This is a genomic window from Colwellia sp. MB3u-4 (genome assembly GCF_014077065.1).
Lineage (GTDB): Bacteria > Pseudomonadota > Gammaproteobacteria > Enterobacterales > Alteromonadaceae > Cognaticolwellia.
Genome location: NZ_JACGVE010000090.1, coordinates 58,426 through 69,429, shown reverse-complemented (window position 1 = coordinate 69,429; position 11,004 = coordinate 58,426). Strand labels below are relative to the sequence as shown.

Genomic DNA, 11,004 nt, shown 5'->3' with positions numbered 1-11,004 from the left:
CAATGAATTCTGTCGTGTTACTCTATTCCGACTAAGGATAAAGTAACTACATAAAACGTATTATTTAAACCCGAAGATTTAAATGATACTTATTTTTGTGTGACATCATATTAAGCTGTTTTTTTGTTATCCGAGGATAACTATGTAAAACCAACGTTAATGTGAGTGTCCACACAAATTGCATGATAACTAATTGTTAAAGAAAGTTAGTTTCTTCTAAGGAAGATAACTAACCGATACAGAATCTCATTCGCTCTATACCGTAAAGTAACTCGTTGCTGCAGGCCTTGCCTGAAGCGAGATGCGCATTCTACGCACCTGAGTTTTAATGTCAACGTTTTATTTAGATTTTTTAAACTTTCTTTTAAGAAGATTCAAACTCACTTTTAAAACGTTAACTCAACTGTTTAGCTCTTATAAAGAGTAGTTAAGCTATTAAAACCGTTCGTTTGGGTTACCCCTTGGAACTGGAGCGCATTCTAGAGATTTCTCGCTTCACGTCAACCCTTAATTGCCATTAATTTACAAATAAAGGTTTGTTTGCTCTTTATTTATACAACCCTTGCTGTGGCTGGGTTTTTAATGTTCGATACGCTGAAAAATCACCCAGCTATATTGTGTCTTTGAAGTCACTTTGTCTTAACCGCTAAGTACCAGGAGTGACTCAGTGCATTGAAAAATGCTGTTTAATGGCTTTTTTTGCTAAGATAGCTATATCAGTCATCTAAAATATCTTATTTATGCAGAAAAATAATTTTCGAAGCTATCATGGCATTACTCCTATATTAGGTAATGCCGTTTATGTTGATGAAACGGCCGTACTTGTTGGTGACATTACCTTAGGTGATGATACTAGTGTTTGGCCTTTAGTTGCCGCTAGAGGTGATGTGAACAAAATTACCATTGGCGCTCGCACTAATATACAAGACGGTACGGTTTTACATGTCACACGCAAAAGTACCGGTAATCCCAATGGTAACCCTTTAGTTATTGGTGACGATGTTACGGTTGGTCATAAGTGTATGTTACACGGATGTGCTTTGGGTAACCGAATACTGGTTGGTATGGGCGCTATTATTATGGATGGTGTTATTGTTGAGGATGATGTGTTTATCGGTGCGGGTAGTTTAGTGCCGCCAAACAAAACACTTAAAAGCGGCTACTTGTATGTTGGTAACCCAGTTAAACAAGCGAGAGAGTTAAAGCAGAGTGAAGCTGATTTTCTCAAACAGTCTGCAATAAACTATGTTGAATTAAAAGCTGAGTACTTAGCTGATAACCATTAACCTTTGAGGTTACTCCAACTCTATATGTATTTCATTACCTTCTGGCTCGTTTTCCTCGAGCCAGCTTTCTGTTACTTCTTCTAAATCAAATTTAGTGCCATCATCAATTTCGGTTAATTTCTTTAGCTGCATAGAATGAAAATATAACCTTATACGCTGTCCTGAAACTTGTCCGGTAAAAGACCAAGCATCATGCTGCTGATCAAAATGTAGATCATCATTAAATAAAATTGCTTGGTTCACCTTATGCTCGCTTCACTTTCATTACTTTAACTGAGCTCTTAAGGAGACAAGTACAGGCTCTACTGCTGGGCTAACGGCTCTCCACAAATGAAAGCTTGCCGCAGCCTGCCCCACTAACATGCCTAAGCCATCAATAATATGTTCAACACCTAGCTGTTTTGCTTGTTTTAAAAATGCGGTTGGCTCTTTGCCATAGACCATGTCATAACAAACTGTTGAACTTTTAATTGTGTGATCTGATATCGGTAAGCTATCACCGGATAGACCTGCTGATGTGGCATTGATGATAATATCAAATGCTAAGTTATGGGTCTCTGCGAAAGTAATAGCATCAATAGCGTTATTAGGATACTGGCTAGTAATAGCCTGTGCTTTACTTAATGTTCTATTGGCAATGGTTAATGATTGAGGAGACTGCGCTAATATTGACTGCACAACACCTTTTGCGGCTCCGCCAGCACCGAGTAATAACACCTTACTATCTCGCAGTTGCACTTGATGCCTGAGTAAGTCACTAACTAAGCCTAAACCATCTGTAGTATCACCATAAATAATTCCATTAGAAAAAATTAAGGTGTTCACTGCGCCAGCTAACTTGGCTCTTTCACTCAACTCATCACACAGGGCAAATGCTTGTTCTTTAAATGGTGCGGTGACATTGGCGCCTTTGCCATTGTTAGCGATTAATTCTTTTACGGCATTGTCGAATTGATCTAATGCAACCCACTCACTTTGGTAGTTCATTGTTTGCTTTGACTGTAGCGCAAACTGTTGGTGAATAAAGGGAGATTTTGATTGAGCGATAGGATTACCAAATACGCGATACTGATCCATAAGATTACTAGCTTAAATGTTTAGCGGTAGACTACCCTAGTTGTTAAACAATGAAAACAAAAAAGCAGTCACTGGGTAACTGCTTTTTTCATCACTTTGGCCCGTGTTGAATAAGGTTAAAGTCTCTTTAAAATTTATAAGCTAACATCAGTGAATAAACCATGGGGTCTATTTCAACTTCAGCACTGCCATTAACACTACCACCTACTTTAAAACTGGTATCCGTATTAATATCAATATAACGAGCGGAAGCATTTAATGACCACCTTTTATCAAGTTGGTAATCAGCACCAAGTTGAACAGACAGTCCGAACGACCCGTCTAAGTCTAAAGCACTAAAACCGGCCTCTTTATAAGTGGAAGAAAACTTCTCATCAAAGAAAATTGTATAGTTGATACCCGCACCCACATAGGGCTTAAACGCTGAGTGAGTATCAAAGTAATACAGTGCACTTAATGTCGGTGGTAAATGAGATATTTTACCAAGCGTTGTGGTTGCGCCATCGGCATGCAGTTTTATGTCATGAGAAAACGGGGTTGAGGCTAAGAGTTCAATAGCCCAGTTTTTATCATAAAAATATACAAAATTAACACCAAGCTGAGTATCACCATCCGCTGAGACATCTAAACCTGAATCAGCGCCATCGAGGAACACGTTAGCTTTATTACTGGCAGGATCAACCATAGTGGCGCCACCACGAACGACAAAGTCGCCAGCTTGGTTAGCCAGTGCAAGGGGAGATAATGTAAGAGCGGAGAGGATGAGTCCATTAATTACTGAGGTTTTCATTAGAGCGTTACCTTTTATAAATAGAAAAAATATTAAATTTGTTCACTAAGGTAATTTTACGCGCGCCTGGTTTTCGACAGTTTGATCTAGCTCAAGCTTTATCATAAACCCTAAAAAAATAGGCTTTAATGGTCTTGAAATTAAAAACTTAACTTGGGTAACTTAACCTAGCAACCACACCTACAGCGAACTTTTCTGTTGATGTGGATTGCTAGGTTAATAAACAACAAGCGGCAATGCTAGGTTATAACCAATCTTGCGGTACTAAATAGTCTTGTAGTGCTGCTTCTGGGCTGCCAGCTTCCGGCTGAAAATTATACTCCCAACGTGCCAGTGGCGGCATTGACATCAAAATGGATTCTGTCCTGCCACCTGATTGCAAACCAAATAAGGTGCCGCGATCAAAAACTAAATTAAATTCAACGTAGCGGCCACGACGATAAAGTTGAAATTGACGATGATTATCATCAAAGGGCGTTGCTTTACGCTTTTCTATTAAAGGTATGTAAGCATCAAGAAAGCCTTTTCCAACTGCTTTCATATAATCAAAGCACTTATCGAATTCCCATTTATTAAGATCATCAAAAAATAAGCCACCAACGCCACGAGTTTCATTGCGGTGTTTTAAATGGAAGTATTCATCACACCACTTTTTATATTTTGGATAAACATCGTCACCAAAAGGCTGACAAATATCTTTTGCCGTTTGATGCCAATGCACAACATCTTCTTTGAACGGGTAAAAAGGCGTGAGGTCAATACCCCCACCAAACCACCACACAGGTTCTTCACCTTCTTTTTCAGCAATAAAAAATCGGACATTGGCATGAGATGTTGGAATAAAAGGATTTTTAGGATGAATAACTAATGACACACCACAAGCTTGCCATTTACGGCCAGCCAATTCTGGACGGTGTGCTGTTGCAGATGGTGGTAACTTATCACCAGAAACCACTGAAAAATTGACCCCGCCTTGCTCGATAACGCTACCATTTGTGAGTACTCGGGTTCTGCCACCACCGCCTTCAGCGCGCTGCCAATTATCTTCAATAAATTTACCACTACCGTCGGCAGCCTCTAACGCGGAACAAATTTGGTCTTGCAACGATTTTAAAAATTCAACAACAACATTAATATTTATAGTGCTCATGAGCGAATAACATCTCCAGATAATGCATCAATAATAGTAGAAGGCTGATCAAAGCCTAGAATTTTTCCTTTAATAATAAAATCAATTTTATTAGCGAGTTCATTGGGAATTCCTTGCCATGTTTTGGCCGGAGGTTTACCACTTAAGTTCGCGCTCGTAGAAACAATCGGCTTATTAGTGGCGAGACATAGTGCCACAACGTCTGGCTGGCTAGTAACACGCACCGCAATAGTGTCAAAGCGCCCCGTCAACAACCTAGAAGTGTTAGCATTTTTAGCCACTAGTTGCGTAATGCCGTCGGGCCAGCGAGATAATATCGCCAGGCGTTTGTCTTGAGGTATTTTACACTCATCTATATAAGGTAAAAGTTGTCTATAATCACCCGCAAGTAGTATTAAGCCTTTATCTACTAAACGTGACTTGATCAACAGCAGCTTTTCAATTGCCTCATCGTTATCAGGATCACAGCCTAAACCAAATACGGCCTCGGTTGGGTAAGCTAAAATCCCACCCTGTTGAAATGTTTCTAATGCTGTCGTCATGGCGTTTTATGATGGCGCTTAGTAAAATTAATTTAATGATGATTATACGTTTTTTACTGACAAACAACATGGCTAGTAAAAAAAAACGGTAAGAGTCTGTAAACTCTTACCGTTTGGATTAACCCCCGTCCAACGCTAATAATAAATTAAGCTTCAAACAGCTCTTTAATTTTCTGCCTAAGCACGAACTTCTGCACTTTACCGGTTGAGGTTTTAGGCAACTCGCTAAAAACAATGGTTTTAGGTACTTTAAAGCCCGCCATATGTTCACGGCAATATTGAATTACCTCTTGTTCTGTCAACGTCTGCCCGCGTTTCAGTGCTATAAATGCACAGGGAGTTTCTCCCCACTTTTCATCTTTTTTGGCGACTACGGCGGCTTCTAAAATGGCTGGATGGGTATATAACACCCCTTCTACTTCGACTGATGAAATATTTTCACCCCCAGAAATTATAATATCTTTCGAACGATCACGAATTTCAATATAACCATCTGGATGTTTAACCGCTAAGTCTCCTGAATGAAACCAACCATGAGCAAAAGCCTCTTCTGTGGCTTTTTCATTTTTCAAATAGCCTTTCATCGTGCTATTACCCCGGAACATTATTTCACCCATAGTGATTCCATCTGGGCGAACAGGCTCCATAGTATCCGGATTTAGCACATCAACGTCTTCTTGCGTGATATAACGCACACCTTGGCGCGCTTTTAATGCTGCCCGTTCATCATCGCTGCGCTCATTCCATTCATCTTTCCACTCACTCACGACACAAGGCCCATAAACTTCAGTTAAGCCATAACTTTGGGTGATTTCAATGCCTAAGCTTTCAATGCCCTTAATAACCGCGGCAGGTGGCGGAGCACCAGCAGTCATCGCTTTAATATTTTTAGGTAATTGCGCCAGCAAGCTTTCGTCAGCATTTAAAATCATATTAAGCACGATTGGCGCGCCACAAAAATGACTGACCTTATGCTCAATCATCGCATTAACGATAGCGCCTACTTCAACTTGCCTCAAACAAATTTGCGTACCGCCAACAGCCACTATCGTCCAAGGAAAACACCAACCATTGCAATGGAACATCGGCAAAGTCCATAGGTAATTGGTCTTGCTGTCGGTCGGCCAAACAAAGTTATGGCCAAGAGAATTCAAGTAAGCACCGCGATGTGAGTAAACTACACCTTTAGGATTACCCGTAGTGCCTGAGGTGTAATTTAGCGCCAAAGCTTGCCATTCATCATGAATCAATGAGCCAGTGAAATTTTCATCGCCTTGAGCCAGTAACTCTTGATATTCCATGGTACCAAGGCGCTCTCCGCCTGGACCTTCTGGATCGTCAATATCAATCACCAAAGGTTTACGCTTTGACAGTGCTAATGCTTGTTTAATCACACCGGAAAATGCGGTATCGGTAAACAGTACATCACATTCGGCGTGATCAAGAATAAAAGCGATATTTTCCGCATCGAGGCGAATATTAATCGCGTTAAGCACAGCACCCGTTAGTGGCACACCATAATGGGCATCCAAAAATGCCGGAATATTAGCGGCCATAATACTCACGGTTTGCCCTGGATTCACCCCATTTTTAATGAGGCTTGAGGCGAGTCGACGAACATTCTTACGATATTCTTGATAGGTAAATTTTTGCTTACCATGGATAATTGCAATTTTGTCTGGATAGACATCAGCGCTACGATTTAAAAAGTTTATTGGTGTTAGTGGCTGACTGTTAGCAGCAACCTTGTCTAAACTTTGGCTATAAATGTTACTCATTTCTTTCCTCATTTATTTTACCGAAGCGACTCTTAATACTAATTAACTTAATGATAAGTAAATTCATTCATTCTTTAAATTAGTATAACGCTGTGATTTTATATTATGTTCGGCTTTACAATTTAAAATAATCATACGCCAATAATTAAATTAAAAAATTATCCTTTGGTCTATACCCGTTCTACATCAAAGAAAATTATAAATGCTATGAAAGAATTGTCATTTCAGAATATTTTCAAACACGTTACAATATGGTATTAAAATGGTATTAAATTTCACCTAACATTACCGCCTTAAGCATAACGTTAGGTTTCAAATCACCTCATCAAAAGGCACTACGCGTATGAAAGTTGGGATTATCATGGGGTCAAAGTCAGATTGGCCAACCATGCAGCACGCTGCTGAAATGTTAGATCTATTTAATGTACCTTATGAAACAAAAGTGGTTTCTGCACATAGAACACCGCATTTACTTGCTGAGTATGCACAAGGCGCTAAAGATCGTGGTATTCAAGTTATCATTGGTGGCGCAGGTGGCGCCGCGCATTTACCTGGTATGACCGCGGCTTATACAAGCTTGCCAGTTTTGGGTGTGCCCGTGCAATCAAAAGCCTTAAATGGTCAAGACTCATTACTCTCTATTGTACAAATGCCAAAAGGCATTGCGGTTGGTACATTAGCCATTGGCACGGCAGGTGCGGCCAATGCTGGCTTATTAGCCGCTCAAATTATTGGTCTTTCTGACCCGGCAGTACAAGCTGCTGTTGAAAAATTTAGAGCAGAGCAAACACAAACAATCCTTGATAACCCAAACCCTGCAGAATAGGCTAGCTAAATGAATGTTTTAGTATTAGGTGCTGGCCAACTGGCTCGTATGATGGCCTTGGCGGTTAAGCCTTTAAATATCAATATACGCGCTTTTGATGTTGGCTCAGACACTGTGGTTGACCCGCTTTCAACTGACATTGTTTTTGGTGGATTAACTCAAGGCATTGAGTTCGCTGACTTTATCACGGCTGAGTTTGAGCATATTGATCACCAAACACTTGCACTTTGCCAAGCGTCTGGAAAACTACGCCCGAGCAGCCAAGCCATTAAAGTCGGCGGCGATAGAAGATTAGAAAAAGATCTGCTCATCAAGTGCGGTGTGGCCAATGCCCAACACCAAATTATTGCGACCAAAGCAGACTTTGACCAAGCTTTAAATAACTTGTCTATGCCGTTAATTTTAAAAAGCGCTTTGGCAGGTTATGATGGTAAAGGTCAATGGCGATTAAAAGATAAAGCACAAGCGGAAGACATTTGGCTTGATATTAAAGCTTTTTTCGATGGTGGCGTACAAGGCCTTCAACATGCAGTAGTGGCCGAACAAATGGTGCCTTTTGATCGCGAAGTCTCGTTAGTTGGCGCGCGTGACAGTCAAGGTAATACCCTAGTTTACCCCTTAACTCAAAACCATCACACCAATGGCGTGCTGAGTGTGTCAATTGCCATTGAAATAGATGAAGCGCTACAAGCACAAGCAAAACAGGTGTTTGATAGCATAGCAAAAGAGTTAAATTACATTGGTATATTAGCCATTGAATTCTTCCAAATTGGCGAGCAATTATTGGTAAATGAAATTGCTCCTCGCGTACACAACTCAGGTCATTGGACCCAACAAGGTGCAGATACTTGTCAATTTGAAAACCATTTACGTGCGGTATGTGATTTACCACTTGGCAGTACTGAGTTAATTCGTCCATCAGCCATGATTAATATCTTGGGTGAAGATGAAGTACCCAATGAAATATTGAGTGTGGCCAGTACCACTTTACATTGGTATGGAAAAAGCAAACGCCCGGGCCGTAAAATGGGTCATATTAATGTCTCAGGTAATGATGAAAAACAATTAGCAGAGCGATTAACCTTATTAGCTGACATGCTACCAGAAGCAGAATTTGATGAACTTAAGCCTTATGTCGCCAGTTACAAAAAACAACTGAGCTAACACTATATTAGCGATTACACAGCCAGTGATGCCTTACGGATAAGTCACTGGCTTTTTTCTACCTCAATTCCTACCTCAATGTATATCTCGATTGATAAGAAAATTAATGCGGCTGAAAGTGACTGCAGGGTTTAGACCCGCATTGTAACTTTTCACCTGCTGCCATCTGTCTTTTTAGTAATAAAGCAAAGCCACATTTTTCACATTCACCCACAACTGGCTCATGATTCACAACAAACTTACATTTGGGGTAGTGATCACAGGAATAAAATGTTTTACCAAAACGGCTGATCTTTGATTGTAGTTGGCCCTTTTTACACTGTGGACAACTGACATTTTGTTGCTCAAGTTCATTGTGATCTTGCGCCACGATGTAAGAACAGTCAGGGTAGTTTGTACAGCCAATAAACATACCATAACGACCTTGTTTGACCGCCAATTCATGATTACATTCAGGGCATTCACTACCGGCCAGTATTTTGTCATCAACGCGCTCATGTTCGACAACCGCTCGAGTGTATTGGCAATTAGGATAGGTAACACAACCAAAAAATGAGCCTGACTTACCATGCTTAATGGTGAGCTGCGAAGCACAGTCGGGACAAATTTCAGCGGTTTTTTCTAAGGCATGTTCATGACGTGAAAACAGGGGTTTTTCGGAGTTTGACATAGTAATGCACCTAAAATATTAGGTACCTATTATGCCATATTTTTACCATATTAACGTGGCTATTTTTCGTGCACTTTTTGTCTTAGAAAAAAAGCTAATGCAACGGGCCTTCTTGCTCATCAAAAATCAGGTCTTCCATTTGAGAGTAGGCACTTTCTTTACCTGGCACATTAAACAGCACCATCAACACAACCCACTTTAAATCATCAATAGAGAAAAATTTAGTGTCTAATTCCATAACTCGGTCAATAACCATTTCACGGGTAGTAAAGTCTAATAAATTAACCTGCTCTAAAAACATCAGAAAACCACGACATTCTACATCAAGAATTTGGCTCTCTTGTGCCGTATAAATTCGAATAGATTGGTTACCTACTCGTGTTAAATAAGGATAAGCCTCTGTGTCCTGTAAGGCGGTAAGTTTTTCCAGCCAAGCAAGCGCTTTATAAATTTCATCTTGGTGAAAACCAGCACGCGTTAATTCATCAGTAAGTAGCTCATGGTCGACCATGACTTCGGCTTCACTATGAATATAGTTTTCAAAAAGGTACATCAAGATATCAAACATCACTAGCCCCTATTTAATTTAAGGTAACCCCCTGGCACAGCAGACACCAGACCTCTAAGTTCAAGCACGGTTAATCGAGTTAGCACTTCGTCTATCGGTAGTTTACTGCGCGAAACGACTAAATCTACGGGCGTAATTTCATAACCCACACTAGCTAACATTGGATCGTTACACAAGTGCTGTTTTTTACTTTTTTCTGCTAAATTATCTTTCGCTTTGTTTCTACTCAAGTTTAAATTATCTGTAACCAACGCTTCAAACTCATCCACTATATCACTGGTATCTTCGACAAGCTTAGCGCCTTGTTTAATTAACCAATGACAACCTCTGGCCTGCACATTATAAATAGAGCTAGGTATAGCAAATACTTCTCGGCCTTGTTCTAAGGCACAACGCGCCGTGATCAACGAACCACTTTTTAAAGACGCTTCAACGACCAAAACCCCCAAACTTAAACCGCTTATTAAACGATTTCGCTTTGGAAAATGTCCGGGCTTAGGTGCGATACCGGGGGCAAACTCACTAATGATGAGCCCCTGGTTTTCAACAATATCTTTTTGTAATTTTTTATGGCGAGCGGGATAGGTTATATCTAGTCCTGTTGCTACTACCGCAATAGTATAGCCCTGCTGATACAAAGCCCCTAAATGCGCTTGCCCGTCAATACCTAATGCTAAACCACTAGTAACAACGAAGTGACTGGTTAACTGACCCGCCAACTTATAAGCAATCTCTCTACCTGAAATACTGGCATTGCGGCTACCGACAATGGCAATTTTAGGTAATAACAATAAATCTACATTACCACGGACAAAAAGCACTAGCGGTGGATCATAGATTTCTTTTAGTAATTGTGGGTATAGAGGATCATCAAAGGCTATAATTTGACTGTGACAGTGGCTTGAATCAGAGATTATTTTTGTCAACGAATCCCAGGCAGGAGAAGTTATTGCAGCACGCTGTGGATTGGTGAGACCTGACAAGGTTAAGTCAGTAGTCTCCGCGAATAAAGCCTTTAAACCAAACTTTTCGACTAGGGCGATTTTTTTATGACTGGCTAACCTTGGAATAGCTTTCACTGCTAGCCAATAATGCGTTAGAGTTAACTCCAACGTTAGCGTGTTGCTGGTATTTACCACTTGCTTCTCCTTAA

Annotated in this window: 12 protein-coding genes; 3 read left to right on the top strand and 9 right to left on the bottom strand. The window is 40.4% G+C overall.

Annotated elements, in window-relative coordinates:
* The first annotated feature begins 740 nt into the window (after nt 1-740).
* Nucleotides 741-1,286 carry a gamma carbonic anhydrase family protein gene (locus H4J61_RS17755; RefSeq protein ID WP_182186685.1) on the top strand — a complete coding sequence of 182 codons (546 nt, stop codon included), beginning with the start codon at nt 741-743 and terminating at the stop codon, nt 1,284-1,286.
* A gap of 9 nt (nt 1,287-1,295) precedes the next feature.
* Here the strand turns inward: H4J61_RS17755 and H4J61_RS17750 are convergent, their stop codons facing one another.
* From H4J61_RS17750 to H4J61_RS17725, 6 genes are all read right to left on the bottom strand, one after another.
* Nucleotides 1,296-1,529, bottom strand: coding sequence for a hypothetical protein (locus H4J61_RS17750; protein WP_182136183.1), 234 nt, complete (start codon nt 1,527-1,529; stop codon nt 1,296-1,298).
* Between the two features lie 21 nt (nt 1,530-1,550).
* Nucleotides 1,551-2,363: a shikimate dehydrogenase gene (aroE, locus tag H4J61_RS17745; protein ID WP_182186683.1), complete on the bottom strand. Its 813-nt coding sequence runs from the start codon at nt 2,361-2,363 to the stop codon at nt 1,551-1,553.
* A 127-nt stretch (nt 2,364-2,490) separates the two neighbouring features.
* Nucleotides 2,491-3,153 (bottom strand): OmpW family protein, encoded by a 663-nt coding sequence (locus tag H4J61_RS17740; protein WP_182186681.1) that lies wholly within the window; start codon nt 3,151-3,153, stop codon nt 2,491-2,493.
* A 244-nt stretch (nt 3,154-3,397) separates the two neighbouring features.
* A complete protein-coding gene (gene hemF, locus H4J61_RS17735; RefSeq protein ID WP_182136186.1) occupies nt 3,398-4,303 on the bottom strand; it encodes an oxygen-dependent coproporphyrinogen oxidase in 906 nt (301 codons plus the stop codon).
* Nucleotides 4,300-4,845 (bottom strand): Sua5/YciO/YrdC/YwlC family protein, encoded by a 546-nt coding sequence (locus H4J61_RS17730; RefSeq protein WP_182186679.1) that lies wholly within the window; start codon nt 4,843-4,845, stop codon nt 4,300-4,302. The genes hemF and H4J61_RS17730 overlap by 4 nt, the downstream gene beginning before the upstream one ends.
* A 146-nt stretch (nt 4,846-4,991) precedes the next feature.
* Nucleotides 4,992-6,623: an acyl-CoA synthetase gene (locus H4J61_RS17725; RefSeq protein WP_182186676.1), complete on the bottom strand. Its 1,632-nt coding sequence runs from the start codon at nt 6,621-6,623 to the stop codon at nt 4,992-4,994.
* Between the two features lie 343 nt (nt 6,624-6,966).
* On the opposite strand from H4J61_RS17725, the gene purE reads away from it, so the two are divergent.
* A complete protein-coding gene (purE, locus tag H4J61_RS17720; protein ID WP_182136189.1) occupies nt 6,967-7,449 on the top strand; it encodes a 5-(carboxyamino)imidazole ribonucleotide mutase in 483 nt (160 codons plus the stop codon).
* A gap of 9 nt (nt 7,450-7,458) precedes the next feature.
* Complete coding sequence (locus H4J61_RS17715) at nt 7,459-8,613, top strand: 5-(carboxyamino)imidazole ribonucleotide synthase (protein WP_182186673.1); 1,155 nt, start codon at nt 7,459-7,461, stop codon at nt 8,611-8,613.
* Nucleotides 8,614-8,716: 103 nt separating this feature from the next.
* Here H4J61_RS17715 and H4J61_RS17710 read toward each other — a convergent pair whose 3' ends face one another.
* From H4J61_RS17710 to dprA, 3 genes are all read right to left on the bottom strand, one after another.
* On the bottom strand, nt 8,717-9,283 hold the full coding sequence (locus tag H4J61_RS17710; protein WP_182186671.1) for a topoisomerase DNA-binding C4 zinc finger domain-containing protein: 567 nt from the start codon (nt 9,281-9,283) through the stop codon (nt 8,717-8,719).
* A 94-nt stretch (nt 9,284-9,377) separates the two neighbouring features.
* The gene (locus H4J61_RS17705) at nt 9,378-9,851 is read right to left on the bottom strand and encodes a DUF494 family protein (RefSeq protein ID WP_182186669.1); all 474 of its coding nucleotides are present in this window, start codon (nt 9,849-9,851) and stop codon (nt 9,378-9,380) included.
* A gap of 2 nt (nt 9,852-9,853) precedes the next feature.
* A complete protein-coding gene (gene dprA, locus H4J61_RS17700) occupies nt 9,854-10,990 on the bottom strand; it encodes a DNA-processing protein DprA (RefSeq protein WP_182186666.1) in 1,137 nt (378 codons plus the stop codon).
* Nucleotides 10,991-11,004 lie beyond the last annotated feature (14 nt).